The sequence below is a fragment of the Saonia flava genome, from assembly GCF_011927795.1.
Lineage (GTDB): Bacteria > Bacteroidota > Bacteroidia > Flavobacteriales > Flavobacteriaceae > Saonia > Saonia flava.
In genome coordinates this window covers 664,255-689,924 of sequence record NZ_JAATJJ010000001.1, presented here as the reverse complement: position 1 = coordinate 689,924, position 25,670 = coordinate 664,255, and the positions used below count along the sequence as shown (strand labels likewise).

Below are 25,670 nucleotides of genomic sequence, written 5' to 3'. Positions count from 1 at the left end.
GACATACCTTGGGTTTTCCATTTGTAGCGAGAGAGGGACTTGAACCCTCGGCCTCCGGGTTATGAATCCGACGCTCTAACCAGCTGAGCTACCTCGCCGCGTACTCTAAAACGGCTGCAAATATAAAGTTTAATTTTTGCTCCATCAAAATTAGTGCGATTAAATTATTATTGGGGTTTTATTTTTTAATCATAAAGAAATATATATATTGCCCATAGGAAAATGTTTTAGAGAATGAGTGAAAAAATAAAATTTGAAATTGAGTTCGTAATACAATCTTCACCGCAATTACTTTATCAATATATATCTACTCCCTCAGGTTTGTCGGAATGGTTTGCAGACAATGTAAATTCTAGAGGTGAGCTTTTTAGTTTTATTTGGGATGGCTCAGAGGAAGAGGCAAAACTTTTAAAAAGAAAAACAGATGAGTTTGTAAGGTTTACTTGGGTGGATAATGAAGATGATAGCTTTTTTGAAATGAAAATAATAGTTGACGAAATAACTAAGGATGTTTCCTTGTTTATTTCTGATTTTGCCGAAGAAGATGAATTGGATGAGGCCAAAATGTTATGGACAAACCAAATATCAGATTTAAAACATGTATTGGGGTCAACCTAAAAATTAAAATAGAATAAGAGTATCTTTGGCCTTGCATTTTCAAGGCTTTTTTTATGGTTAATTTTTCTGGAAAAATAATATCAAAAGATTCATTGTACCTAAATCATCTGAATAGGGGATTAAGGTATGGCGATGCGTTGTTTGAAAGTATAAGGGTAATCAATGGGCGTATTGCCTTTTGGGAAGACCATTATTTGCGCCTAATGGCGTCCATGCGAATTATGCGCATGAATATTCCTATGAGTTTTACCATGGAGTTTCTAGAAAGTCAAATTACAGCGACGGTTGATGGTAATGGTTTAACAGATGGATTTTCTCGCGTACGTTTAACTGTCTTTCGAAACAATGGTGGTCTTTATTTACCCCAAGATAACGATGTTTCGTATGTCATAGAAGCAAATGTACTAGCAAATGGAAGGTTTAGAATTGATGGTTCATCATATGAAGTAGAACTCTTCAAAGATTTTTTTATCAACGCAGATATGCTTTCCACATTAAAGACCAATAATAAGGCAATTAATGTTGTGGGGAGTATTTATGCCAAAGAGAATGGTTATGACAATTGTATACTATTGAACGGCAGCAAACAGGTGGTAGAGGCCCTTAACGGGAATGTATTTCTTATTAAAGGAAAAACTGTTAAAACCCCTCCCAAAAAGGATGGCTGCTTAAATGGGATAGTTAGAAAAAAACTTATTGCTATTATTGATAAACATGAAGAATTAATACTGGAAGAAACCTCAATCTCTCCTTTTGAACTTCAAAAAGCAGATGAACTGTTTGTTACAAATAGTATTATAGGGATACAACCGGTGACCAAATATAGAAAAAAAGAATACCATAGTACGGTGGCCACGAAACTACTGGATGAACTAAATAAAATAGCTAAAGAAGACTAGTTAAGGTTTGGATTTTCGGGAGCATTGGACCATAAAAGATAATCACCACCCAATTCAATCATTTTTTCTTTCCAAAAGGCATTGGTTGATTTCTGTATAATACTACTTTTATACTTATTTTGTACCACTACCCAAGATTTTGAAGAAAGTTCTTGGTGTAACTGAAGGGAATCCCACCCAGAATACCCCAAAAAAAAGCGGATATCATCAGCGGTAATCATTTTCTTATTGATTAAAACTACGGCTTTTTCAAAATTTCCTCCCCAATAGATTCCATTTGAAATTTCAATACTATCATCAATCAAATGTGGTACATTATGTATAAAATAAAGATTGTCCTGTTCTACAGGACCACCATTGAAGACTTGAAAAGGAACATGTATTTCACTAATTAGATCACTAATGTCATAATCCAAAGGTTTATTCAGTATAAACCCAATAGAGCCTTCGTCATTATGTTCCGCCAATAAAACTACTGACCGATTAAAGGAAACATCCCCCGTTAGGGTGGGTTCAGCTATTAGAAGTTCACCTTTTTTAGGCTCAGGACCGTCCATGTTGTATAGTTATGGTACAATTAAAAATAAGATAAATCTTATAATTGGCAAAGAATATTAAACAAAAAAGCATTTCCTGTTGGGGAAATGCTTTTTATATATTTAAAAAGATGGTTTAGTTTACTGCTTTGCCTAATTCTGCACCAGCTTTAAACTTAACAACATTTTTAGCTGCAATTTTAATTGTTTTTCCTGTTTGTGGGTTTCTTCCATCTCTAGCATTTCTTCTAGAAACTGACCAAGATCCAAAACCAACTAAAGAAACTCTGTCACCTTTTTTAAGTGATCCTTCAACATTTCCCAAGAAAGATTCCAATGCTTTTTTAGCTGCTGCTTTTGTGATGCCTGAATCAGCTGCCATGGCATCGATTAATTCTGTTTTGTTCATAATGTAAGTAAATTAATTGTTGTTAAAATAATTTATATCTAAACAAATTTATATGGATTTGTCATTAACACAAGTAAATCCAAGGGAAATCCGCATTTTTGTTGATAACTTGGAGTGTTTGTTAATAAAGTAAGGGTTTTTTTACTATTCTTCTCAGCCTAGTGATAGCAAGGGTTTACAAGACATAGGCATTTTTTGACAATACCAACCCATTTAGCACATCTTTGACCTCCATTTTCCTCTTTCCCGGGAGTTGTAATTCCAATAGATTTATATACCCCTCTTTGGTTGCAACTTTCAACTCCTTTTTAGAGGGAATAAGTGCACCTATCTTATAATTGTGTTCCTCTATTTCCATAGAGGCCTTATATATTTTTAAAAGTGTGCTTTCATCTCCATTTATAAGATTGGTCCATGCCGTAGGGTAGGGGCTTAAGCCACGAATATGGTTATATATGTCATTTAAAGGTTTATTCCAATCAATCTTGCAGGTTTCCTTATGTATTTTATTGGCAGACCTTAAGCCTAATATATTCTTCTGCTGTATTGTGGAAACATTATTTTTTTCAATAAGTTTTACAGTTTTTAGAACAAGTTCCGCCCCTAACACCATTAATCTATCATGCAGGCTGCCGGCCGTTTCCTCTTTTCCTATATGTGTTTTTTCTTGAAGTATTATTTCTCCTGTATCAATTTTATCATCAATAAAAAAAGTTGTTGCCCCTGTTTCTGTCTCGCCATTTATGATTGCCCAATTAATGGGAGCGGCTCCCCTGTAATGTGGGAGTAGGGATGCATGTAGGTTAAAAGTTCCATATTTGGGCATGCCCCAAACTATTTTGGGCAGCATTCTAAATGCTACAACAACAATAAGGTTTGGTTTTAAAAGAGTAAGTTCTTTTATAAAGTCCTCACTTTTAAGGTTTTTTGGTTGCAGCACCTTAAGACTGTGGTCAATGGCATATTTTTTTACCGCGGATTCACTTAGTTTTCTACCTCTACCGGCAGGTTTGTCCGGAGTGGTGACAACACCAACAATATTATAGGAATTTTGGTGGAGAGTGCTTAAGGTGGCCACGGCAAAGTCCGGCGTTCCCATAAATACAATTCTTAATTTATTCATTTTATCTAAGTTGATATTCATTTTTTGTATTTATTGAAATCAGCTCATTCTCCAATAGATTTTGGATAATGGTGAGAATAATACCTTCATCATAGTTCAAAGAACTGATTAATTCCCTTGAAGAACTATGCTTTTTCCCTAAAGCAGCAACTATTTCTTTTTCAATGGTATTTAACAATTCCTTATTGGGTTTTTTGTCTTTTGTACAAACATCGCAAATACCGCACCTTTTTGTTCTTTTCTCCCCAAAATATCTAAGCAATTGTATGCTCCTACATTCATTATTGTCTTTCACGTAGTTAAGCATGCTGTTTACATTGTCAATTTTAAGCTGTCTTTGACTTACAATTTTATCAGAAAAACGATTTATGGTCCGTTCGTCTTCCCTGGGGACAAGGAATGTGATTTCTAAATCGCCTTGTTGACTCTGGTATTCAATGACTTCATCTTTTTTTAGTTGCTCCAATACTTTAAAAACTACTACTTCTTCTACACCGGTTTTTTTAGAAATTAAAAGGGTATTTATTTTTGTGGCATATTCAAACAAACCTCCATATGTTCTTAAAATTGTTTGAATAATTGGAGCATTTGTTTTGTTGGATTCCAGATATTCAAACAATACATTTTTAGAGGCAATAAATTGGATAGTGGTTTTTTTGGAAAAAGTTTCTGATAATGCCAAGACGGAGTTTTGATCTAATAATCGCAATCCATTGTAGGTTAAAATTGAATTCAGTTTGTAGGTATTGCAAAAGTCATTGAACCTAAATTGAAAAGTTTCGTTATGCCCTTCGCCGTAGGCAATCTGAAAATAATTACTTAGCTTTTGGTATAAAAGCTTTATAAAAGATACGTCTGGCAATACGCTTAAGAATTGTTTCTGTACTAGGCGTTCATCATCGGTATTGGTGATTAAAATAGCCTTCGAAGGTTGGCCATTTCTACCTGCTCTTCCTGCTTCTTGGTAGTAATCTTCAATACTATCAGGAATCTGATAGTGGATGACCATTTCCACATCGGATTTGTCTATCCCCATTCCAAAAGCATTTGTGGCCACCATAACTTTGGTTTTGTTTTCCAGCCAATTATGCAATGTTTTTTCTTTTTCCTTCTTGGTCATTCCACCATGAAAAAAACTGGCTTTATTGTTATGTTGATTTAAATAGGTGGAAATTTCCTCTGCCAATCGCCTTGAACGAACATAAACAATAGAACTTTTCTCGGCCCTGGAGCACAACAATTTTAATTTATAACGTTTGTCTTCTTCCCAAATTACATTGAAGGATATATTCTCTCTAGAGAAAGAATTTTTAATAACTACTGGGGCAATAAATTTTAGGTTTTCAACAATATCTTTTGCAACCTTGGCTGTAGCGGTTGCAGTTAGAGCAATAAATGAAGCTTCTGGTGCTAATTCTCTTAATATATGGCAATTTAGATAAGCAGGTCTAAAATCGTTTCCCCATTGGGAAATACAATGGGCCTCATCAATAGCGATGAGGTTTACGTTCATTTGACGAATTTTATCCTTTACAATGTCCTGTTCCAAGCGTTCAGGGGAGAGATATAGAAATTTGTATTTACCATATAGGCAATTGTCCAAAAGGTCTATTATTTCATCATGGGAAATGCCTCCCGTTAATGCGATGGCCTTAATTCCTTTTTGTTTTAGGCCATCTACTTGATTTTGAATTAGGGCAACCAAAGGTGATACAACAACACAAATTCCTTCTTTCGCAATAGCGGGTATTTGGTAACAAATAGATTTTCCTCCACCAGTAGGTAATAAGGCAAGAACATCATCATTGTTCATTACGGCATCGATTACCTTTTCTTGTGAGCTTTTAAATGCCGAAAACCCCCAATAGTGCAATAAAATGTCTTTTGGGTCTGTATGCACTATTTCAATTTTTTAAGTATAAATTGGACTCTTTCGCTAACTGCCCCTGTTGGGACTTCAATAACATTGTACCCTAGATTCTGATACGTATTTTCTAATTGGTCATGAATAAGGGTTGCTTCTTCAAAATTTTCCAATCGTTCATTGTCAGATATATAAATGTCTTCCCAAGGAGGTAATAAAAATACCTTGTCGTATCTATGGGACGTACAGATATCAATAAAATCGTTCCCATATTCTTGCTCAAAATAATCCATATATGCCAAAACATCTGGAAGGGCCCTATCGTAAAAAATAGTTTCTTTGTTAATTTCGGAGGCCTTTTTATATTGTTCCAACCTTCCAGCAAGGAGCTGTCTATTAAATTCAAAGGGGTCGGATACAAATGCCAATGGATTGGATACAAAAGTGTTTGGGTTGCCTTCTTCCTTAGCCTTTAAAGTCATACTTCTTATAATCTCATGAAAACAATAATGGCCAGCATGTTCCAACTTATTTACCACTGAAGTTTTTCCTGTTCCAGGACCACCTGTAATAACAATTCTTTTTGAATCCAAATGAAGAAATTTTGTGGTGCAAAGTAATGAAATCCCCACAAGACTAAAAAATCAGAAGTGTTACATTATATTTGCAAAAAAAAGTGATGGAAACTCAAAAATCTGAAGAATTTTACAAAAGATTAAGAGCGCAATTGGCAGACCATAATGCATGGCCTGCGGATTATCTGTATAAATTTATTGTTCCAACCGATACATCCAAAATTGCTGAAATCAACCAAATTTTTGACAACACAGGAGCCGTTATAGAGTCTAAGCAATCAAAAAAAGGAAAATATACCAGTATTTCTATTACTGTTAACTTGCCAGGACCCGATGCTGTAATAGAAAAGTATAGGGAAGTTGGCAAGGTAAAAGGCGTAATATCATTATAAAATAGTATTTGTGGCATAATTTTGTTAATTTGCAGACGTTATTAGAACACTTCCATAGTACATTTTAATCAAAAAAATCAATTTGAACTTAGTAGAAAATTTAGAATATAATACTGAGCGCTCACAGCTCATTATTCCAGAATACGGTCGTCATTTTCAGAAAATGGTGGACCATGCCGTTTCCATAGCAGATAGAGATGAAAGAAATAAGGTGGCCCAGTCCATTATTAGTGTAATGGGTAACCTACAACCACATTTAAGGGATGTTCCTGATTTTCAGCATAAATTATGGGATCAACTTTTCATAATGTCCGATTTTAAATTGGATGTGGACTCTCCTTTCCCTATTACCACAAAGGAAATGTTGCAAGAAAGACCGGAGCCTTTAGAATATCCGCAGAATTTCCCAAAATATCGTTTCTATGGTAACAATATCAAAAGAATGATTGATGTTGCCATTAGCTGGGAAAAAGGTGATATGAGAGAGGGTTTAGAGTATGCTATTGCCAACCATATGAAAAAGTGCTATTTAAATTGGAACAAGGACACGGTTGAAGATTATGTGATTTTTAAACATTTATTGGAATTAAGTGACGGTCAAATTGATTTGGCTTCGGCCGATATAACACTTACCGATAGTTCCCTATTTCTAAAAAATATATCCAGTAAATCCAATAGTAGAAATACGGGAGGGAAAAAGAACCAGAGAAACAACAGAGGTAAAAAACGATATTAACTATCTTCCATAAATGGGAACATTTAAAATAGAGGGTGGGCACAAACTTCATGGTGAGATTACCCCACAAGGTGCCAAAAATGAAGCGTTACAAATTCTTTGCGCTGTATTACTTACTTCAGAAAAAGTTACAATAAATAACATTCCCAATATAGTGGATGTTAATAAACTTATTGCTTTACTGGAAGATTTGGGGGTGAAGATTCAAAAAAAAGGCAAAGGCTCCTATACTTTTAAGGCCGATGATGTTAATTTGGACTATTTACAATCCGACCAGTTTAAACAAGATGGTAGAGGACTTAGAGGTTCTATTATGTTGGTAGGGCCACTTTTGGCTCGTTTTGGAAAAGGATATATACCCAAACCAGGAGGGGATAAAATTGGAAGGAGAAGATTGGATACTCATTTTGAAGGGTTTATTAATCTTGGGGCCAAATTTCGTTACAACAAAGAAGAGCATTTTTATGGGGTTGAGGCTAAAAAGCTAAAAGGAGCTTACATGCTTTTAGATGAAGCTTCTGTTACGGGCACGGCCAATATAGTTATGGCGGCCGTTCTAGCGGAGGGTACAACCACTATTTATAATGCTGCATGTGAACCCTATTTACAGCAACTTTGTAAAATGTTAAACAGAATGGGAGCCAAGATTTCTGGAATTGGTTCCAATTTATTGGTTATTGAGGGGGTTGATGTTCTTGGAGGTACCGAGCATACCATGCTGCCCGATATGATTGAGATAGGAAGTTGGATTGGATTGGCTGCAATGACCAGAAGTGAACTTACAATTAAGAATGTAAGCTGGGATGATTTGGGGCAAATACCTGCTGTATTTAGAAAGCTTGGTATAACATTGGAAAGAAAGGGAGATGATATTTTTATTCCAGAACACAAAAATGGATATGAAATTCAAAACTATATAGACGGATCTATTTTAACTATAGCGGATGCTCCTTGGCCGGGACTTACACCAGATTTATTGAGCATTATACTAGTGGTTTCCACTCAGGCTAAAGGTGAAGTTCTTATTCATCAAAAAATGTTTGAAAGTAGATTGTTCTTTGTGGATAAGCTCATAGATATGGGAGCAAAGATTATTTTGTGCGACCCTCATAGGGCAACTGTTATGGGGCATGATTTTAAATCCACTTTAAAAGCAACCACAATGGTATCTCCTGATATTAGAGCTGGAGTGTCTCTTTTAATAGCGGCATTGTCTGCAAAAGGAACATCCATCATTCATAATATTGAACAAATTGATAGAGGTTACGAGGATATAGATACTAGGTTACGTGCAATTGGAGCAAAAATTGATAGGGTAAGTTAATTTATTTACTTTTCTACCAGGGTTCCATCTGGATATTTCGCAAACCTTCCTTTTTTCTTAGGGTGAACATTGTCCGAATGCTGCCAAGGCCATCCACCGTATTGGGTTAATCTGTATTGCTGCATGGATTGTTGAATTTCTTCTTCAGTATTCATTACAAAGGGACCATATTTCACTACAGGTTCATTAATAGGGTTTCCTTGTAGTACCAAAAAATGGGATGCCTTATCTCCATTGACTAGAGTAGTTTTAGTTTGAGAATCTAGTTCTGCCCCGTGATTAGGGGTTAATTTTTCATTTCCAATAGTTACATTGTTTCCTTTATAGTAATAAAGAGTTCTATTGACTTCAGCTGCGGTCATGGGTAATTCCAATTTCGCATTGGGTTCCATATAAATATTCCATATTGCCACTTCATTTTCCGGATTTGATGCCCATGAATTTGGCGCTGGCAAGGGTGCTTTTGTATTAAAATAATCTCCAGAGATTATTTTGATTTTTACACCTTTTTTTTGGACAAAGGGGATGTCTTCGTGCCAAAGCATTTTAAAATGCGGGTCAACAAACTTGTTTGCCTTGGGCAGGTTGAGCCATATCTGAAAAAGCTCTAATGGATTTTCTTCCTCCGTTTTAAGTAAAGGAAACATTTCAGAATGTTGAACACCAGCACCGGCAGTCATCCATTGCACATCTCCATCACCAAACCTGCCTGCCGCACCAAGTGAGTCAGAATGGTCACAATATCCCTTGTTTACTATGGTTATGGTTTCAAAACCTCTATGTGGATGTGCAGGAAAACCGGGCACCGTTTGTCCGTGATACATACGCCAACCATCTTTCCCAACAAAGTCATTCCCTAAAGGGCGACCATCCAAAGATTCAGCCGGGCCCATTTCTTCATTACCCTTCGGGTAGAGGTCCAAATGATATACACAAAACAGGAAAGGGTCTTGGGTTCGCCAAGGAAAACCAAGGGGGAATATATTTTTTATCTGAGAGCCCATTGTATTTACGTTTTATATAAAATTAGATTTTATTTGTATTAAATCCTTATACCAATGCTTTTTTGTAAGCTGTAAGACAGCGTTCTCTTGCCAATTTATGGTCTACCATTCTAGATGGGTATGATAGTTCCTGTAATTCTGGAACCCATTTCTGAATGTATTTTTTGTCTTTGTCAAATTTATCGACTTGTGTGATAGGATTGAAAATTCGGAAATAGGGTGCTGCATCCACACCGCTACCTGCTGCCCATTGCCAATTACCTACATTACTTGCCATTTCATAATCAACTAATTTTTCTGCAAAATATGCTTCACCCCAACGCCAATCAATCAATAGGTGCTTGCACAAAAAACTAGCGGTTAGCATGCGTACCCTATTGTGCATGAAACCAGTTTTGTTTAATTCCCTCATTCCTGAATCTATAAAAGGATACCCCGTTTGGCCATTTTTCCATTTTTCAAATTCTTCTTCATTGTTTCTCCATTTAATATAATTATATTTTTTCTTGAATGCCTCATTAAGGGTATATGGAAAGTGCCATAATATTTGCATAAAGAATTCTCTCCATATCAGCTCATTCCAAAAAGTCTCATTTTTTTCTATAATGGCTTTTTTTAATATTTTTCTAATGGATACGGTTCCAAATCTTAAATAAGGTCCTAATTTGGAAGTGCCGTTTATTGAAGGAATATTTCTTGTTTTTTCATAGTTTCCAATCAAGTTTGGGGAAACATTGTATTCAGGAACTACTATACTTGATTGTTTAAAACCAATATCCAAAAGAGTAAGGTTTGGAAGTTCTTTGTTCTTAACAAAATTGTTTAAATAGGGAAGGGTATTTTGGATGTTTAGATGTTGTTCCGGATTGAATTTTTGTTTCCACCTTCTCATAAACGGTGTATAGACTACGTAAGGATTTCCATCATCCTTTACAATCTCATTTCTTTCAAATATTACTTGGTCTTTATATGTTTTAAGGACAGTGCCGTTTTTTTTAAGCATATCCATTAGAGTGGTATCCCTTTTTATGGCGTAGGGTTCATAATCGTGGTTTGTATATACGGTACTTATTTCATGAGTTTTAATTAGCTTAAGAAATATATCCGTAGGCTTTCCCTTAAACATAGCTAATGAACTTCCATGGGTATTTCTAAGCTCATTATTGATTTTTTGTAATGCCTTATAAATAAAGGAAATACGCGGGTCATCTTGTGGAAGAGCATCAAGGATTTCTGAATCAAATATAAAAATGGGCATGATGGGTACCCCCCCTTTAAGCGCAGCCAGTAACCCTGTATTGTCATCTAAGCGTAAATCCCTTCTAAACCAAAAAATAGATAGTTTTCCCATGAAGAATTTTGCTTAATTAGTTTTTATGGTAGAAATTCCGCCATCAACACCAATAACTTGCCCAGTCATCCACGAACTTTTATCACTTATCAAAAATTCTGCTGCGTTTGCAATATCAGTTTTTTCACCTATCCGTTTCAATGGATGTCTCAGGGCCATCATTTCTCTCTTTTTTTCATTACTTAATAATCGGCTGGACAATGGAGTATCCACTAAGGAAGGTGCTATAACATTAACACGTATTTTTGGGGCATATTCTGCGGCCAAAGATTTTGCAAAACCTTCTATTGCCCCTTTACTTCCAGCTACGCTGGTATGAAATGGCATTCCAACACTCACGGCCACCGTACTAAAGAATATCATACTACTTCCTTCTTGCATGATAGGCATAATTTCTTTTACAGTGTTCACCAAACTAAAGAAATTTAGTTCCATATCATCTTTAAATATATCCATAGACATCATTTTAAAGGGTTTAAGGTTAATGCTTCCTGGGCAAAAAATGAACCCATGTAAGTCCTCTGGCAGCAATGATTTGTCTAAGGAATCCTTTGTAGCATCAAAAAGGATATGTTGAGCATCAATGTTTTCTAAGCCCTTTTGTGTTCTAGATGCCACATAAAGTTGATAGTCTATCATTAAAATTTTGGCAATTGTATTTCCAATACCACAGCTACCACCAATCATTAAAATATTCTTTTTCATAGTATTTCTATTCTAATTTGATGTCAATTTTAATTCTGTTGAACATCCTTCAATCTTTCCAAAAAGGGCCTGTAATTTTTGCTCCCTATAATTGAAAATTTCTAAAAGTTGTTTTTTTACCAGTAACGGATGGGCCAATTGGCCTATTATACCAAACGGAATCTTATAATCAATAACGTCCTCCATTAAGGTGCCTCCCTCTACGGGATTTAAGAAGTGTTTATGGTGCCATAGCGCATAAGGACCAAAGCGTTGCTCATCAACAAAATAGGTCCCTTCTTTTACATGTGTAATTTCCGTAACCCATTTAGTGGTATAACCCTTGAAGGGAGACACCTTGTATTGAATTATTTGGCCGGGGAACATGGGTCTTTCCATTCCCGAAATTATGTTAAACCCCATATGGTCAGGAGTTATTATTTTTAAATTTTTAGGATTGGAAATAAATTTCCAGGCTCTATCTATGGTAATAGGCAATGCTTGAGAAGCCTTAAGTTGATATAACTTCATGTAATTTTGTTTCTACAAAACTACTTTAATTATGTTTAACAAAAAAATATAAAAGTTAAACAAAAAATGAATTTATAAGTAGCTTAAGCTAAGCTAGACGTTGTTTTTTCCATTATAACAAACGTAACTCCTTCTTTTATATATTTTTCTTGGGTAGCGACCATACCAAATTTTTCATAGAAAGAGGTTTTATTTAATCTGGCATTGCACCATACTCTTTCTATTTTTTGCTGCACTGTATATTCTAGGAGGTGTGACAATAGTTTTGTTCCGTAACCATTTCCTTGTTCATTAATTTCTGTTGCTAGTTTTCTAAATTGAGCCTCATTTGTACTTAGGTTTATGAACAAGGATACAACGGAAACCAATTTGTCATTTATAAAAAATCCAAAATGGGTTCCATTCTCATCATCGGGTAACTTAACAAAGTCAAGTGATTGTTCCGGCCACATTACTCGGTGACGAATGCTCCATGTTTTGAAATAGGGAATGGTTCTAATACTATGGTGTCTTATATGCAACCGGTTCAATTCTGAAAATGATAATAGGGGTGAGTGTTAGTTTGTGCCTATAGGTGGAGGGCCATCTGGTACAATAGCTTCATAAACTTCATTCCCTTTTCTTTTTATATACTCATCTTTTACCTTTTGTACCATTTTCGGATTTTCAAATAAATCAACCATGGTCATACTCATGGCCTTGGCAGAATAAATCATTCCTTTGTGGCCTATGCTCATTCCCCCACAAGCGACCACTGCCCATGAGTGCCATGGAGTATCTTTGGGAGCGGTAGTAACACCAAGATTAATATTGGCAACATTCCAACTTACATCACCAACATCTGTAGATCCACCACCGGGATGTTCTTTTGTTTCTTCCAAAGGGGAAATTTTACTGTCCATTCCTACTTGTGGCTTTCCTGTAACTTCCTGTATTTTTTTGCCAAACGCAATTTCTTCATCTGTATAGGTTATCTCTCCAAGTAATTCTAAATTATTTTGCATGATTTCCCCTCCTGCACGATTAACCAAGACTTCGTATATACCAGAAATCAATGAAATTTCATAGTCTACGTTGGCCATAATTGCCGCCCCTTCGGCCATTTTTTTAACTTGTTCATAAACAGGCATCATTCCACTTCTTTTAGTGTCACGAACTCTCACCCATAATTTGGAATAATCAGGAACAACATTTACCACTTGACCACCATCTTGAATATGGTAGTGAATACGAACAGTGGGTTTTATATGTTCTCTGTAATAATTTATTCCTGTGGTGTAAAGTTCTAACGCATCAGAAGCGCTACGTCCGTTCCATGGGTCTGCGGAGGCATGTGCTGCTTGACCAAAAAATTCCACTTTAAAATCCACTAATGCTAAAGAACTCTGTACATCCGCTTCTGTTGCAGCTGAAGGATGCCAACTAAGATTCACATCTACACCGTCCCATAGGCCCTCTCGAACCATCCAAATTTTCCCAAAGAATTTTTCCTCGGAAGGTGTTCCAAAGAATTTTATAGTGCCTTTAAGCTTTCCCTTTTCAATTTGCTCCTTAATGGCTATTGCAGAGCCTAAACTGGCTGCGCCAAAAAGATTATGTCCACATCCATGACCAGCAGCACCTTCAACAAGTGGGTTTTTTGTGGGCTCCGCTTTCTGTGAAATGCCAGGTAATGCATCAAATTCTCCTAGGACACTTATAACGGGACTTCCAGTTCCATAAGTAGCAACAAAAGCGGTTGGCATGCCAGCAACACCCCTTTCCACAATAAAGCCGTTTTTTTCTGCGTAATTTGCCAATATTTCTGATGATTGGTGTTCTTCAAATGCCGTTTCTGCCAATGACCATATGGAATCACTTATTTTAATGAGTTCCGTTTTGTGGTTTTCTACTGCGGACATAACCGCTTTTTTATTGGCATTCAATTTTTGACCATAAGAAATGGTTGCTGACAAAAGGAGAAGGGTGCCCAATAAGAGGTTTTTTTTGGTTTTCATATTATTCAAATTAGCTAGAGTATTATTTATTGAAAGTACGTTTTTTACTCAAAAGAACCAAGGGGATAGATAAAGACTACTAGCTGGAATCTTATTAGTTGTACCGTTAAAAGAGAACTCATTGACTATTATTTTATTAGGGAAAGATTCTATTTTGTATTTTATCAATCTTTTCTGGATTTATACAATGAAAAACATAGTTTTTTTACTTTTTTTATGGACTTTAGGACTGTTTTCCCAAGAAAATATGTCAGAGATGGGCAATTTGCCGATGGATGTATACGAAAGTTCAGGTTTGTTATTCTATAAGGGAAAGCTTATAACTCATAATGATTCTGGGAACACAGCTCAATTATTTGAAATTGATACACTAACAATGAGCATTACCAGAACAATCACCATTTCGAATGCTGAGAATGTGGATTGGGAAGATATTTCCCAAGATGAAAATTTTATTTATGTTGGGGATTTTGGAAATAATACTGGGGATAGACAAGATTTAAAGGTTTATAGGATTGCTAAATCTGATTATAGTGTCTCTACTAATGTTACAGCCGACATTATATTGTTCTCTTATGAAGACCAAATAAACTTTTCTACTACTCAAAATAGTGATTGGGATGCTGAGGCTTTGGTAGTCATGAACAATGAGCTGGTAGTACTTACAAAGCAATGGGAAAGTAAGGGCACATCAGCGTATTCTATGCCGAAAGAACCAGGTAGCTATTTTGCTAAAAACATAGGAGACTTTCCTATAGCTGGCATGGTCACTGGAGCTACCTTTAACGGGGAAACCAAAGAGCTTTTTATGATTGGCTATTCACATACCTTATCACCCTTTATTGCAGTTGCAGCCAATGTATCCAACGAATCTATTTTTAGTGAGGTTGACAAAGTAAATTTAAATGTTGGGTTGGCACAAATAGAGGGTATAGCACAAATAGATGAAAACCACTTTTTTATTTCATCAGAGAAATTTGTAAACAATACACCTTCCATTACATTAGAAGCTAAATTATTCTCTTTTAAGAAGGAAAACGAAATTGAAATTCCCGTTGAGGAAGAAGGAGAGGATGGGGAAGAGGTTGTAGTGGAGGAAGAAAATCAAGAAAAATTGATTTTATATAAAGCCAACGGCTCCAATGAACTACATTACCAGTTGAATACCAATGATGAAGTCTATGGACAAGCTATATTTAACAGTTTGGGAAAGATAATCAGTCATAGACAAGGGAATGAAATATTGGTATCCCCCATTGATATGTCCAACTATGAAGCTGCTATATATTACCTTACTTTTTATCTACAAAGTGGTGTTGTTTCAAAAGCATTTATAAGAAATTAATGTTTATTATTTAAGGATTTATTAACAAATAGCCCAATTCTTTATCTTTAGTTTTGTTAAAACTCAAAACCATATTTAAAATGAAAAAATTAATTCTATTTATGTTTATCGCTTCTCTTTCTTTTTCAATTGAAGCACAAATACAAACACCGGCCCCAAGTCCGTTTTCTAGATTGGAACAAAAAGTTGGATTAACAGATGTTACTATAGAGTATTCCAGACCTGCCATGCGTGGCAGAACTATTTTTGGGGATTTAGTTCCTTATGGTGCTATATGGCGTACAGGTGCCAATGCAAGAACCAAGGTTACTTTTAGTGATGATGTTGTTGTTGATGGGCAAACATTAAAAGCAGGCTCATATGCTATTTTCACTAAACCAAGTGCTACTTCATGGGAAGTTTATTTCTATACAGAGCATCAAGGTGGTGGTGCTCCACAAGAATGGGACGATAGTAAAGTCGCTGCTAAAACTACTGCTCAGGTGATACCTATGCCAGTAGATATACAATCTTTTACAATTACAATCGATGATGTTACAGATGGTTCAGCCGCAATTGGGATATTATGGGCAAATGTTTATGTGGGTGTTACTTTTGAAGTACCTACAGATGCCACAGTGATGGCTGGAATTGATAGGGCTATGACAGGACCAAGTGCAAATGACTATTTTGCTTCTGCTGTCTATTATCTTAGTGCAGGAAAGGACATAAACAAAGCAAAGGAATGGATAGATAAAGCCATGTCAATGAATGAGTCTCCAGCATACTGGCAGTTAAGGCAACAATCCCTAATTTATGCAAAAGCAGGGGATAAAAAGGGAGCCATTGCTATCGCTAAACAATCTTTGGCCGGGGCCGAAGAAGCTGGAAATATGGATTATGTAAAAATGAACAAAGACTCTTTAAAAGAATGGGGAGCTAAGTAAAGTTGATACTTTTAAAATATAAAGCCCGCAAATAGCGGGCTTTTTTTATGTTCTAATAGGAGGGTTTTTCAAAAGTTTGTCAAATGCTTCAAGAATAAAAGCCAATAGAATCACTAAAAAACATCCAAATGCATTCAGCCACAAATAGGACATCCAGTCATTGGCATAACCAATAATAACAATAACCTGGGTAATTATGGCGGCAACAAAAACGGCATTCCCTTTTACAAACTTAAAGAAGAAGGCCAAAAGAAAAATACCTAAGACGTTACCATAAAAAATGGAGCCAATTATATTTACCAATTGAATCAAATTGTCAAATAAATTGGCGACACAGGCAATAGCAATAGCAATAATACCCCATACTAAAGTAAAAAACTTGGAAGCTTTTACATAATGCTCCTCTGTAAAATTGCCTACCTTGTTTCTTTTATAAATATCAAGTGCAGTTATAGTGCCTAAAGCATTTAACTCTGATGCCGTAGAGGACATAGCAGCCGATAAAATTACAGCTAATAGTAATCCAACCAATCCCCTTGGTAGATAATGCAATATGAAGTGTATAAAAACGTAATCTTTATCATTGGTCTCCACACTGCTTCCAACCTTTTTTATAAGTGCTCTTGCAGTTTCCCTATTACTTTTGTCCTTGGCATTTATATTTATGATATGTTGTTTGGCTTCTACAATGGCATCATATTCCTTTAAATCCAAAGCGGCAGAAAATTGGTCTTGCGCCATTTTTTTCTCAACTTGCAATTCCCTGTGACCTAATTGCAAAGCAGCATAATCTTCAGCATACTCAGATTCCATGACAGTTTTTGTGGCTACGGGATTAAAATTTAGAGGGGAAGAGTTGTATTGGTAAAAAACAAAAACCATAACACCAACCAACAAAATAAAAAACTGCATGGGTACTTTTAGTACGGCATTAAAAAGAAGCCCTAGCTGACTTTCTCTTACCGATTTGCCTGATAAATATCGTTGAACCTGACTTTGGTCGGCTCCAAAATATGATAAAAAGAGAAATACCGCCCCTAATGTTCCACTCCAGAAATTATACCTGTTGTTAAGGTCAAACTCAAAATCCAATATGTTTAATTTATCACTGGCACCAGCTACTTTTAAAGCCTTACTGAAAGAAATGTCTGCAGGCAAATAACCAAGAATAAAGAAAAAGGCTATGAACATTCCCATCATTATAATAAACATTTGTTGCTTTTGGGTGACACTAACCGCCTTAGTTCCGCCAGTAACCGTATAAATAATAACCAGTATTCCAATAATAATGTTAAGTAAACGCAAGTTCCATCCTAAAACTGCAGAAAGAATAATGGCAGGTGCAAAAATGGTTATACCCGCTGCTAGTCCCCGTTGTAGCAAAAATAGAATTGCGGCAAGCGTTCTTGTTTTTAGGTCAAAACGATTTTCCAAAAACTCATAGGCAGTGAATACTTTAAGTTTATGGTAAAGTGGTACAAAAACCGCACAAATAATAATCATGGCCAACGGAAGCCCAAAATAAAATTGGACAAAGCCCATCCCATCATGAAAAGCTTGACCAGGTGTGGACAGAAAGGTAATGGCACTTGCTTGTGTTGCCATGACCGAAAGGCCAATAGTCCACCATTTTGCCTCATTGCCACCAAGAACATAATCTTTTACATTCTTGCTGCCTTTGGTTTTCCAGACACCATAACCAACAATAAAAAATAGTGTTCCGGCAAGGATAATCCAATCTAGTATAGCCATATTAATTGTTTGCGGTCATCAAAAAGTAAAAGGCCAAAATGTAAAAAATATTTAGTATTAGCACAATGGAGTACTCTTTCTTCCAAATAAATTTATTTTCCATAATTACCCTTTAATTTCTATATCCTTATCCAAATCTCCTTTGCCCAAAGATAACATATTGGCAAATATCTTATAAGCTCCAGAAACACCCGCTGGTAATTCTCTAAAGAAACTAAGCCCTGTGTAGATATAATTTCCTTTACCATATGGAGCAACCAATAAGGCCCCTTCCTTAACAGATTCCCCCTCATCTGACATTGAAAAAATAGAGGTAAACTCTTCTCCCCATTCATTTGGAAAATACAATCCGCGCTCTTGTACCCAACCATCAAAATCTTTTTGGGTTATAGGGTTTGGAAAATTTACCAAAGCATGATTTTTAGCCAATATGGTAACGTTGGAATTTTCATTTGTAACTCTATCTCGGGATACTTTTAGGGGGTATGGAGCAAGGTTTTCAACATTGAGTCCGTTCCGCCCAGAAGTGTTGTACTGAAGTATTAAATTACCACCTTCCTTTACATAATCCAGTAAAAAATGCTGTTTAAACTTTAACTCTGATACAACATTGTATGCCCTTATACCAACAACAATTCCATCATATTTGCTCAATGTGCCTTCTTGGATAGAGTTAACATCAATGGTGTGCACTTTGTATCCAATTTGTTCTAGGCTTTCGGGAACTTTATCGCCGGCACCAACAATATAGCCTATGTTCTCACCAACTTTCTGAATATTGAGCCTTACCACTTTTGCTTTGGAGAGAGATAAAACAGACTGAGTTGGGATATGGTCATATGCAATCTCAATTAGTTCCTTTGTATAGGCTTTACCATTAACTGTTACAATGGGGTTAATTTCTCCTTCGGTTTCATATGAAGGCGGAGAAACACTAAAAATAACAGTTTGTTCATCCCCTTTTTGTTTGATCGCAAAATCAACTTTCTCAGGAGCGACTACCCATCCGTTTGGAGTATTCAATTGTATTTGTCCAGTTAAGTCATTTTTGCCAGCTTTTATTTTTACAGAAACATCTTGGCTTTTTGCATCCGCAAAAATGATTACATCATCAGCCATACTGGTCGTAACTATGGGCAAAACTTCGAAGGGTTGGTAAAGCTCGCCTTTATCCGGTTTTGAGTAACGATACACTACTGGTTTTACAAAAGTGATTTGTTGACCATTAAAATCCAATACAAAATGGACATTAAAGGGACGTGGCGTTTCAGGTTTTCCAATTAGGCTTTTGTCTTTTACCGCATACATTCCCAAACTTCCTTCTTCATTTAGCCAGTAAGGGCTGGAGTAAGAAGCGTTTTCAGGGACGTTTAGATTTAATTCCAAAGTAACTTTTTCATTTTCTTCTAGAGGAGTATTGCTTATAGAAACATTTTCTGGCACCAAAGAAACAGAAGACAAAGTGATTTTGCTATTGCTTCTATTCAATGCTTCAATATTGATTTTTACAGATGAACCAGGATTGGTGAAGGATGCTTGTGCCGAAGCCTCTAAATACAATCCGGATACTGCTTGAATGATTTCTTTTATCTCTAGAGTTTTCCTTTTTTTCCAATGTTCATCGGAAATATTCTGAATCAATTTATAGGCTTCAACGAGCTGGGGCAAATGTTTTGATGGATTTACAAAATCATAGTGTTTTTCAACATCATATAAAATCTCACCAATAGCTTTTCCTCCCTTAATCCTAGACCATGTTGTATTGATACCATCAAACACATTGCTTGGGTCATTGGGCATATCTCCCTTAATCAATTCTATATATTCATTTTCACTGCCCCTTGTTGTCATTCTTCCAAATCCTTGACATAAGTGATTGCTGCTTGCCAAAGAGGCAATTTCATTATTGGAAAGCCCTTTGGACGGATAATATACTCCAACATCCATACTCACCATATTAGATTTGTCAGCCTTCTCAAAATTCTCTTGACTTCCATAAAACCACCATGAAGTATTAAAAAAGGCCCTTTTGGGTTGCCAAACAGAGGTTGATTTTAATTGTTCTGGATAGGCGCTGGCATCGTTTGCCAAATCAAAAGCCTCAACACTTAACATGGCAGATGAAGTATGGTGTCCATGTGTAGAACCAGGTGTTCTGTGATCAAAACGATTGATAATAACATCTGGTTTTAGATTTCTTATGGTCCAAACAACATCGCCTAAAACTTCTTCCTTGTTCCAAATTTTTAAAGTTTCATCTGGATGTTTGGAAAAACCAAAATCATTGGCTCTGGTGAAGTATTGTTCACCACCATCAATACGTCTTGCTCCCAATAATTCTTGCGTTCTTAGAACTCCCAACAGCTCTCTTAACTCGGGTCCTATAAGATTTTGACCACCATCACCTCTTGTAAGGGCCAAATATGCTGTTCTAGCGTTAGCATGATTAGATAGATAGGAAATCAATCGTGTATTTTCATCATCTGGGTGCGCTGCAATATAAAGTGCCGTTCCCAAAAAATTTAATTTTTGTATGGATTGATGAATCTCGGATGAGGAGAGTTTTTTTGGGGCCTGTGCTAAAATTGATGAAGTTCCAAAAAGTATTCCTAGGATGAATACCAGTATCTTTCGCATGGGTTGGATATTTATGATGGTATCCAAAGATAACAAGATAACTATCTTGCCCTTTAAATTTAGAACTTCTTTAACATGAAATTAAGGTATTAGACTAAATTCCACTTCATGTTTAGAAGGGTTTTAATCAGTTTTTATTTTGATTGTTGAAATGTAAATTCCAATTATTAATGAAATTCCAATAAACAATAATGAAAACCACTCGGGAATTTCGACCCATTTGGCAGTAATCAATTTTAGTGACACGAATACAAGTATGGAGAAAACGCTATATTTTAGGTAAATAAATTTTTCTAACATATTCGAAAGAAAAAAGTAAAGCGAGCGTAAGCCCATAATCGCAAATATATTTGAGCTATAAACAATATACGGGTCAGTAGTGACCGCAAAAATTGCAGGAATACTATCCAATGCAAAAAGTAGATCGGTGAATTCTATGGTAAGCAATGCGCCAAAAAGAGCGGTAAAAACTCTCTTTCCATTAACTTTGGTTATATATTTTTCTCCGTATAATTCTTTACTGAAGCGGAATAATTTCATAATTCCTTTGGGCTCTTCAATTTCTTTGTGGTCGGCCTCTTTTTTTAACATTTTTAGAGCTGTAAACAATAAGAACAATCCAAAAACAATACTCATTCCATCTATTTTATTTATAAGAATTAGCCCGACACTTATTAAAATAGCACGAAATATAATTGCTCCAAGGATACCTAGAAAAAGCAATTTGTGCTGATATTGACGTGGAATTTTAAAAGAGGTAAAGATGATGGCAATCACAAAAAGATTGTCCACACTCAAAGATAGTTCTATGATATACCCTGTTAAGTATTTCACAACAGCTTGCGATGGTGCAAGGTTATTTACATTGTTAATGATAGAATGGGTATAAAACCAATAAATAATTCCTGAAAATATCAAGGCGTTTCCTATGAAGAAAATAGTCTCAAGAATGGCACTTTTAACAGAGGCTACCTTGTTCTTTTTGTTGAATATGAAGAAATCAATTGCTAGAAGTAGTAGAATGTAGGAGATTAAAATAATCCAAGGTGCAGGGTTCTCCATTTGATCATATTAATATAAGTTGTTTCACGTATTTAAATACTTTAGCAAGTTTAATATTTTTTCTAGTGAGAACTATCATCTTCCTTTTGGATAAGCGTTACTCCTTTTTGAAGCAACAAATTATTTGGATAGGTAATAAGCTCACCATTGTCCTTTTTTAAATAGACGTGAAATGCCTTAATGTCGCCTATAACCGCTTCTTCTGGAATATCTGCATCATGTATTTTGATTCTATCCCCAATTTTGAAAGGAAAGGAAAAGAAAAGAATAACTCCCGCAGTAACATTGCTTAAAATTGACCAAGATGCAAAGAGGGCAACCCCAATTACTGTAAAAATTGAGGTTAAAAGGAGGCCTAAATCCTTAAAATCCACTTTCCAAATAAAAGTGAGAGCAACAAAGCCAATTACCGACAATAAAAAAGAGGCATATTTTATAATGAGTTTGGTTCTGGCTTTATTCAACTCGCTAATTCTTCCAATTTTCCGAATGGCTTTGGAGGCGGCAAATTTTAACATTAGTAAAACCGCAAGACAGATAATCGTGCTAAGCAGTTCATTTGGGTGATTGGTAATAAATTCGTTCATAGTTGTTATATTCCTAAGCTATCCCTTAAAAAAAGGTGTTCATTTTTGTTTTGTTCCCAATATGGGGTTTTAAGCCGCTTTATTTTTGTTGCTTTTGTAGACATCATTTTTGCATTGGAACCAAAACCACTTTTATAAGTATCTGTCCAACTCTCAATAGTATGGGGAAAGTCTGAACTAAAATTAATGGCCAGTGTACGTTCATGTTCAGGATATGTAATTTTATATGTTGAAACACCTTTATTTACGGTTAATGAGCCAATTGCATCATATGATTTAAACTCTTTATGCCCTAATCTTAAGTACTCAAAAGAGGGAATTGCTTTAAAATCTCCTAAAGGCAAATCACTGGGGTTAATTCTTAGTTTTGTCCATAGCTCATTTTCCAGTACAGTTTTTTCCAACAAGAAATCTTGGTCTGCTTCACTTTCAAAATAGGAATAAGAATGTATTTCAAATTCCTCCCTATTGTTTAGTTGTGAATAGACATGTCCACACCATTCTTGCACAGAAGTTGAAACCTTCATGGCATGTTGGTTGTCATGAACAGGGTAAAATGTACTGGTCATAATAGAGTAGGGGTAGATGCCGGTTAAAAACTTTTTTGTGCTATTTAGTTTTAAAACAGGAATATTGCTTGGATTGGGTCTATCTGCTTTTACTTGTTTGTCTTCCAAAAATGGTTCGGTTACAAAAATTAATACCGATTTTCCTTCCCTAGTTTCTCCATAACGGGCCATTTCTAGGTTGTACGAGGTTATTTCTGCATTGCCGGCATACCAATATTCTTTAAACTGACTAGAAAGTTTCTTTTTTGGTTGAACTTCAACTTCTTTGGTGACAATACCACTATTTTTTTTGGTTTTGTCCTTGTTCTGGCAAGAACTAATTCCAAAAAGAAATAATATCAAAATCACTCCGTTTAATTTATGCTTAAGAAAGGTTTTCATAGTTTTTAGAATTAAAAATCCATTAAGATACTATATCCAATAATGTCTTATAAAACAAATGCGTGGGCAACCCTACAACATTGTTGTATGGTCCTTTTATTTTTGTAATACCAATCGCCCCTATCCATTCCTGGATGCCGTAAGCTCCTGCCTTGTCCAAAGGGTTGTAATTTTCAACATAGTAGCGAATTTCTTCGTCGGTGAGTTTTTTGAACCTTACTTTGGTAACACAGTGCACCACTTTTTGCTTTTGCAATGTTGTAAAACAAATGGAAGTAATAACCTTGTGCCAATCATTGGACAATGTTTGTAGCATTTTTATAGCTTCATTTTTATCAACTGGTTTGCCCAATGATTGTTTGTTGTGCCATACAATTGTATCGGATGTGACAACTATCTGTTTTGGAACAAGCTTTTCCTTAAAAGGTGAAGCTTTTAGCTTTGCCAAGTAATTGGTAATGGCTTCCAATTTTAAATTTTTAGGATAAATTTCTTCTACAGGATGTGTCTCTATCTTAAAATCCAATCCCATGTCCCTTAGAAATTTATGTCTTCTTGGTGAGCCAGAGGCGAGGATTAAGGTGTACGTCGCAAGTTTATCAGTAAGCATCGCTAATCATTTTTTGCGCTAAAATTTCCTTCCCAATCCCCCCGAACTTTTAAAACTTGCTCTATAACATCCCTAACACAACCGTTTCCACCAGTTTTATGTGAAATATAATGGCAAACTTCCTTAACTTCTGGTGCTGCATCTTGTGGACAGCATGCCAAAGCAACTAATTGCATGGGAGGGACATCTGGCAAGTCATCGCCCATATAAAGTACATTTTTAGAATCTAAATTATAAATATCCAAATATTCTTCTAGTGGTTCAATTTTATGATGGGCACCCATATAGATATCGGTTACCCCCAAGCCTTTAAATCGTTCTCTTACCCCTTCATTGGTTCCACCAGAAATAATGCATACATTATATCCTTTGTTGATGGCTGTTTTAAGCGCAAAACCATCTTTTATACTCATTTTTCGGAGCATTTCCCCTTTTGTAGTTATCATAATACTGCCATCTGTGAACACTCCATCCACATCAAAGACAAAAGTGGTGATATTGCTTAAATACTCCTTATAACTTTTTCCCATAGGTTTTACTGATAGATTGGCTCATGATTGAATATATATTCTTAATATTTTCATCTTTTATCCTCTCCAAATGACTATTAATAGTGCCTTTGTCCCCACGTTTTGCAGGCCCTGTCTGCACATTAAAGGGTGATGAGGTTTCTAATTTATTTACTGTTTCCAAAATTAGGGGTTTCAACAAGTCAAAAGAAAGATTATTTTCATGGCAAATTTCTTGACCTAAATAATATAGGTGATTTGTAAAATTATTTACAAAAACGGCAGCTAAATGTAGTGATTCCCTTTGCTCTGAAGACACCTCATAAACATTTTGAGAAATTGAATTCCCCAAAGATTTTAAAAGATTCAAATCGGTTTTGGTTTTAGCTTCAAGACAGATAGGAACGGTACTAAAATCTATTTCCACATCCTTACTAAATGTTTGTAATGGATAAAATACACCATAATTTTTATTCCTATGCAAAGCTTTCATGGGCACACTCCCCGAAGTATGCACGACCAATCCTTTTTTATTTATAAGTTCTTTCGATACAGATTGTATAGAATCATCACTTACAGCAATAATATAAATATCCGCATCAACTATTTTTGAGAATTCTGTAGTATAAGGTACTGTGCTTTTGGGTATTTTTTTAGACCTGGCATACACCTGTAACACAGAAACCTCATTACTTTTTTCAAAGGCCTTCAGCAAATGGGTTGCTACATTGCCAGCACCAAGAATCACCACATTGATCATGGGGCAAAATTAGGAATAAAGAACTAATTTTGGTGTTATGAAGAAGGAAATCTCCTCACGGAAGGAAGTGTATGAATTGGTCACCACTTTTTATGGAAAAGTCCGTAAAGATGAACTATTGGGACCTATTTTTAATAGGCATATAAATGATTGGGGAGGTCATTTTGAAAAACTGACCGATTTTTGGGAGACCAACTTATTTTTTGTAAGAAAGTTTAAAGGAAGTCCTATGCATAAACATATTTTGGTAGATAAGGATGAAAATTATGCTATTAACGAACATCATTTTGGGGCATGGTTAAATTTGTGGTTTCAAACAGTAGATGAACTTTTTATAGGAGAGAAGGCAAATATTGCTAAGAATAGAGCTAGGAATATGGGAACATTTTTTCATATAGGAATTTTTAACGCTAGGCCCGATAAGAATTCTGAAATAGAATAGTGTTTTAGCCATCCATGCCTTACTTTTGCATGCTAAGAATTGTAAAG

At 35.6% G+C, this 25,670-nt stretch carries 27 protein-coding genes and 1 tRNA gene; 8 read left to right on the top strand and 20 right to left on the bottom strand.

Features of this window, described 5'->3' with window-relative positions:
• Nucleotides 1-24: 24 nt before the first annotated feature.
• Nucleotides 25-98: transfer RNA gene (locus GGR42_RS03190), tRNA-Met, on the bottom strand.
• A gap of 136 nt (nucleotides 99-234) precedes the next feature.
• On the opposite strand from GGR42_RS03190, the gene GGR42_RS03185 reads away from it, so the two are divergent.
• Together GGR42_RS03185 and GGR42_RS03180 are read left to right on the top strand one after the other, a co-directional pair.
• Nucleotides 235-618, top strand: coding sequence for an START-like domain-containing protein (locus tag GGR42_RS03185; protein WP_167960773.1), 384 nt, complete (start codon nucleotides 235-237; stop codon nucleotides 616-618).
• A gap of 53 nt (nucleotides 619-671) precedes the next feature.
• Nucleotides 672-1,517, top strand: a complete 846-nt coding sequence (locus GGR42_RS03180; protein ID WP_167960771.1) for an aminotransferase class IV — start codon at nucleotides 672-674, stop codon at nucleotides 1,515-1,517.
• On the opposite strand, the gene GGR42_RS03175 is transcribed toward GGR42_RS03180, so the two are convergent.
• From GGR42_RS03175 to GGR42_RS03155, 5 genes are all read right to left on the bottom strand, one after another.
• Nucleotides 1,514-2,074, bottom strand: a complete 561-nt coding sequence (locus tag GGR42_RS03175) for a YqgE/AlgH family protein (RefSeq protein WP_167960769.1) — start codon at nucleotides 2,072-2,074, stop codon at nucleotides 1,514-1,516. The genes GGR42_RS03180 and GGR42_RS03175 overlap by 4 nt on opposite strands.
• A 115-nt stretch (nucleotides 2,075-2,189) precedes the next feature.
• The gene (locus GGR42_RS03170) at nucleotides 2,190-2,462 is read right to left on the bottom strand and encodes an HU family DNA-binding protein (protein ID WP_167960767.1); all 273 of its coding nucleotides are present in this window, start codon (nucleotides 2,460-2,462) and stop codon (nucleotides 2,190-2,192) included.
• A 175-nt stretch (nucleotides 2,463-2,637) separates the two neighbouring features.
• Nucleotides 2,638-3,585, bottom strand: a complete 948-nt coding sequence (gene fmt, locus GGR42_RS03165; RefSeq protein ID WP_167964323.1) for a methionyl-tRNA formyltransferase — start codon at nucleotides 3,583-3,585, stop codon at nucleotides 2,638-2,640.
• 1 nt (nucleotide 3,586) lies between these two features.
• On the bottom strand, nucleotides 3,587-5,485 hold the full coding sequence (locus GGR42_RS03160) for a RecQ family ATP-dependent DNA helicase (protein WP_167960765.1): 1,899 nt from the start codon (nucleotides 5,483-5,485) through the stop codon (nucleotides 3,587-3,589).
• The gene (locus tag GGR42_RS03155) at nucleotides 5,485-6,042 is read right to left on the bottom strand and encodes an AAA family ATPase (protein WP_167960763.1); all 558 of its coding nucleotides are present in this window, start codon (nucleotides 6,040-6,042) and stop codon (nucleotides 5,485-5,487) included. Before GGR42_RS03155 ends, GGR42_RS03160 begins: the two co-directional genes overlap by 1 nt.
• 86 nt (nucleotides 6,043-6,128) lie before the next feature.
• Here GGR42_RS03155 and GGR42_RS03150 point away from each other — a divergent pair, with 86 nt between their 5' ends.
• The 3 genes from GGR42_RS03150 to murA all read left to right on the top strand — a co-directional run bounded on the left by GGR42_RS03150 (nucleotide 6,129) and on the right by murA (nucleotide 8,476).
• Nucleotides 6,129-6,416, top strand: coding sequence for a DUF493 family protein (locus tag GGR42_RS03150; RefSeq protein WP_167960761.1), 288 nt, complete (start codon nucleotides 6,129-6,131; stop codon nucleotides 6,414-6,416).
• Between the two features lie 82 nt (nucleotides 6,417-6,498).
• Nucleotides 6,499-7,152, top strand: a complete 654-nt coding sequence (locus GGR42_RS03145; protein WP_167960759.1) for a DUF4290 domain-containing protein — start codon at nucleotides 6,499-6,501, stop codon at nucleotides 7,150-7,152.
• 13 nt (nucleotides 7,153-7,165) lie between these two features.
• Nucleotides 7,166-8,476, top strand: a complete 1,311-nt coding sequence (gene murA / locus GGR42_RS03140) for a UDP-N-acetylglucosamine 1-carboxyvinyltransferase (protein WP_167960757.1) — start codon at nucleotides 7,166-7,168, stop codon at nucleotides 8,474-8,476.
• Between the two features lie 5 nt (nucleotides 8,477-8,481).
• Here the strand turns inward: murA and GGR42_RS03135 are convergent, their stop codons facing one another.
• The 6 genes from GGR42_RS03135 to GGR42_RS03110 form a co-directional block, all read right to left on the bottom strand.
• Nucleotides 8,482-9,480, bottom strand: coding sequence for a pirin family protein (locus GGR42_RS03135; RefSeq protein ID WP_167960755.1), 999 nt, complete (start codon nucleotides 9,478-9,480; stop codon nucleotides 8,482-8,484).
• Between the two features lie 46 nt (nucleotides 9,481-9,526).
• A complete protein-coding gene (locus GGR42_RS03130) occupies nucleotides 9,527-10,831 on the bottom strand; it encodes a cryptochrome/photolyase family protein (RefSeq protein ID WP_167960753.1) in 1,305 nt (434 codons plus the stop codon).
• A 12-nt stretch (nucleotides 10,832-10,843) separates the two neighbouring features.
• Entirely contained in the window at nucleotides 10,844-11,536 is a 693-nt protein-coding gene (locus tag GGR42_RS03125) for an SDR family NAD(P)-dependent oxidoreductase (protein WP_167960751.1), read from the bottom strand.
• Nucleotides 11,537-11,548: 12 nt separating this feature from the next.
• Nucleotides 11,549-12,046: an SRPBCC family protein gene (locus GGR42_RS03120; protein ID WP_167960749.1), complete on the bottom strand. Its 498-nt coding sequence runs from the start codon at nucleotides 12,044-12,046 to the stop codon at nucleotides 11,549-11,551.
• An 83-nt stretch (nucleotides 12,047-12,129) separates the two neighbouring features.
• Nucleotides 12,130-12,567 (bottom strand): GNAT family N-acetyltransferase, encoded by a 438-nt coding sequence (locus tag GGR42_RS03115; RefSeq protein ID WP_245201381.1) that lies wholly within the window; start codon nucleotides 12,565-12,567, stop codon nucleotides 12,130-12,132.
• Nucleotides 12,568-12,603: 36 nt separating this feature from the next.
• On the bottom strand, nucleotides 12,604-14,043 hold the full coding sequence (locus GGR42_RS03110) for an amidohydrolase (protein ID WP_167960746.1): 1,440 nt from the start codon (nucleotides 14,041-14,043) through the stop codon (nucleotides 12,604-12,606).
• A gap of 187 nt (nucleotides 14,044-14,230) precedes the next feature.
• On the opposite strand from GGR42_RS03110, the gene GGR42_RS03105 reads away from it, so the two are divergent.
• The gene (locus tag GGR42_RS03105; RefSeq protein WP_167960744.1) at nucleotides 14,231-15,388 is read left to right on the top strand and encodes a T9SS C-terminal target domain-containing protein; all 1,158 of its coding nucleotides are present in this window, start codon (nucleotides 14,231-14,233) and stop codon (nucleotides 15,386-15,388) included.
• Nucleotides 15,389-15,468: 80 nt separating this feature from the next.
• Nucleotides 15,469-16,314 (top strand): DUF2911 domain-containing protein, encoded by an 846-nt coding sequence (locus tag GGR42_RS03100; RefSeq protein ID WP_167960742.1) that lies wholly within the window; start codon nucleotides 15,469-15,471, stop codon nucleotides 16,312-16,314.
• Nucleotides 16,315-16,359: 45 nt separating this feature from the next.
• Here GGR42_RS03100 and GGR42_RS03095 read toward each other — a convergent pair whose 3' ends face one another.
• From GGR42_RS03095 to GGR42_RS03060, 8 genes are all read right to left on the bottom strand, one after another.
• Nucleotides 16,360-18,066 carry a sodium:solute symporter gene (locus tag GGR42_RS03095; protein WP_167960740.1) on the bottom strand — a complete coding sequence of 569 codons (1,707 nt, stop codon included), beginning with the start codon at nucleotides 18,064-18,066 and terminating at the stop codon, nucleotides 16,360-16,362.
• A 105-nt stretch (nucleotides 18,067-18,171) separates the two neighbouring features.
• A complete protein-coding gene (locus tag GGR42_RS03090; RefSeq protein ID WP_167960738.1) occupies nucleotides 18,172-20,703 on the bottom strand; it encodes a PIG-L family deacetylase in 2,532 nt (843 codons plus the stop codon).
• A 123-nt stretch (nucleotides 20,704-20,826) separates the two neighbouring features.
• Complete coding sequence (locus GGR42_RS03085; protein ID WP_167960736.1) at nucleotides 20,827-21,765, bottom strand: TerC/Alx family metal homeostasis membrane protein; 939 nt, start codon at nucleotides 21,763-21,765, stop codon at nucleotides 20,827-20,829.
• A gap of 62 nt (nucleotides 21,766-21,827) precedes the next feature.
• Nucleotides 21,828-22,352, bottom strand: coding sequence for a mechanosensitive ion channel domain-containing protein (locus GGR42_RS03080; protein ID WP_167960734.1), 525 nt, complete (start codon nucleotides 22,350-22,352; stop codon nucleotides 21,828-21,830).
• Nucleotides 22,353-22,357: 5 nt separating this feature from the next.
• On the bottom strand, nucleotides 22,358-23,302 hold the full coding sequence (locus tag GGR42_RS03075) for a septum formation inhibitor Maf (protein WP_167960731.1): 945 nt from the start codon (nucleotides 23,300-23,302) through the stop codon (nucleotides 22,358-22,360).
• A gap of 22 nt (nucleotides 23,303-23,324) precedes the next feature.
• Entirely contained in the window at nucleotides 23,325-23,912 is a 588-nt protein-coding gene (locus tag GGR42_RS03070) for a Maf family nucleotide pyrophosphatase (protein WP_167960729.1), read from the bottom strand.
• 2 nt (nucleotides 23,913-23,914) lie between these two features.
• The gene (locus GGR42_RS03065) at nucleotides 23,915-24,442 is read right to left on the bottom strand and encodes a KdsC family phosphatase (protein WP_167960727.1); all 528 of its coding nucleotides are present in this window, start codon (nucleotides 24,440-24,442) and stop codon (nucleotides 23,915-23,917) included.
• A complete protein-coding gene (locus GGR42_RS03060) occupies nucleotides 24,426-25,181 on the bottom strand; it encodes a Rossmann-like and DUF2520 domain-containing protein (protein WP_167960725.1) in 756 nt (251 codons plus the stop codon). The genes GGR42_RS03065 and GGR42_RS03060 overlap by 17 nt, the downstream gene beginning before the upstream one ends.
• Before the next feature lie 37 nt (nucleotides 25,182-25,218).
• On the opposite strand from GGR42_RS03060, the gene GGR42_RS03055 reads away from it, so the two are divergent.
• A complete protein-coding gene (locus GGR42_RS03055) occupies nucleotides 25,219-25,623 on the top strand; it encodes a group III truncated hemoglobin (protein WP_167960723.1) in 405 nt (134 codons plus the stop codon).
• The last annotated feature ends 47 nt before the right edge of the window (nucleotides 25,624-25,670 follow it).

Excerpts from the sequence above, each read along its gene's own strand:
- GGR42_RS03185 (WP_167960773.1), top strand. The coding sequence starts at position 235 with ATGAGTGAAAAAATAAAATTTGAAATTGAGTTCGTAATACAATCTTCA.
- GGR42_RS03180 (WP_167960771.1), top strand. The coding sequence starts at position 672 with ATGGTTAATTTTTCTGGAAAAATAATATCAAAAGATTCATTGTACCTA.
- GGR42_RS03175 (WP_167960769.1), bottom strand. The coding sequence starts at position 2,074 with ATGGACGGTCCTGAGCCTAAAAAAGGTGAACTTCTAATAGCTGAACCC.
- GGR42_RS03170 (WP_167960767.1), bottom strand. The coding sequence starts at position 2,462 with ATGAACAAAACAGAATTAATCGATGCCATGGCAGCTGATTCAGGCATC.
- fmt (WP_167964323.1), bottom strand. The coding sequence starts at position 3,585 with ATGAATAAATTAAGAATTGTATTTATGGGAACGCCGGACTTTGCCGTG.
- GGR42_RS03150 (WP_167960761.1), top strand. The coding sequence starts at position 6,129 with ATGGAAACTCAAAAATCTGAAGAATTTTACAAAAGATTAAGAGCGCAA.
- murA (WP_167960757.1), top strand. The coding sequence starts at position 7,166 with ATGGGAACATTTAAAATAGAGGGTGGGCACAAACTTCATGGTGAGATT.
- GGR42_RS03135 (WP_167960755.1), bottom strand. The coding sequence starts at position 9,480 with ATGGGCTCTCAGATAAAAAATATATTCCCCCTTGGTTTTCCTTGGCGA.
- GGR42_RS03130 (WP_167960753.1), bottom strand. The coding sequence starts at position 10,831 with ATGGGAAAACTATCTATTTTTTGGTTTAGAAGGGATTTACGCTTAGAT.
- GGR42_RS03125 (WP_167960751.1), bottom strand. The coding sequence starts at position 11,536 with ATGAAAAAGAATATTTTAATGATTGGTGGTAGCTGTGGTATTGGAAAT.
- GGR42_RS03120 (WP_167960749.1), bottom strand. The coding sequence starts at position 12,046 with ATGAAGTTATATCAACTTAAGGCTTCTCAAGCATTGCCTATTACCATA.
- GGR42_RS03110 (WP_167960746.1), bottom strand. The coding sequence starts at position 14,043 with ATGAAAACCAAAAAAAACCTCTTATTGGGCACCCTTCTCCTTTTGTCA.
- GGR42_RS03105 (WP_167960744.1), top strand. The coding sequence starts at position 14,231 with ATGAAAAACATAGTTTTTTTACTTTTTTTATGGACTTTAGGACTGTTT.
- GGR42_RS03100 (WP_167960742.1), top strand. The coding sequence starts at position 15,469 with ATGAAAAAATTAATTCTATTTATGTTTATCGCTTCTCTTTCTTTTTCA.
- GGR42_RS03095 (WP_167960740.1), bottom strand. The coding sequence starts at position 18,066 with ATGGCTATACTAGATTGGATTATCCTTGCCGGAACACTATTTTTTATT.
- GGR42_RS03090 (WP_167960738.1), bottom strand. The coding sequence starts at position 20,703 with ATGCGAAAGATACTGGTATTCATCCTAGGAATACTTTTTGGAACTTCA.
- GGR42_RS03085 (WP_167960736.1), bottom strand. The coding sequence starts at position 21,765 with ATGGAGAACCCTGCACCTTGGATTATTTTAATCTCCTACATTCTACTA.
- GGR42_RS03080 (WP_167960734.1), bottom strand. The coding sequence starts at position 22,352 with ATGAACGAATTTATTACCAATCACCCAAATGAACTGCTTAGCACGATT.
- GGR42_RS03075 (WP_167960731.1), bottom strand. The coding sequence starts at position 23,302 with ATGAAAACCTTTCTTAAGCATAAATTAAACGGAGTGATTTTGATATTA.
- GGR42_RS03070 (WP_167960729.1), bottom strand. The coding sequence starts at position 23,912 with ATGCTTACTGATAAACTTGCGACGTACACCTTAATCCTCGCCTCTGGC.
- GGR42_RS03065 (WP_167960727.1), bottom strand. The coding sequence starts at position 24,442 with ATGGGAAAAAGTTATAAGGAGTATTTAAGCAATATCACCACTTTTGTC.
- GGR42_RS03060 (WP_167960725.1), bottom strand. The coding sequence starts at position 25,181 with ATGATCAATGTGGTGATTCTTGGTGCTGGCAATGTAGCAACCCATTTG.
- GGR42_RS03055 (WP_167960723.1), top strand. The coding sequence starts at position 25,219 with ATGAAGAAGGAAATCTCCTCACGGAAGGAAGTGTATGAATTGGTCACC.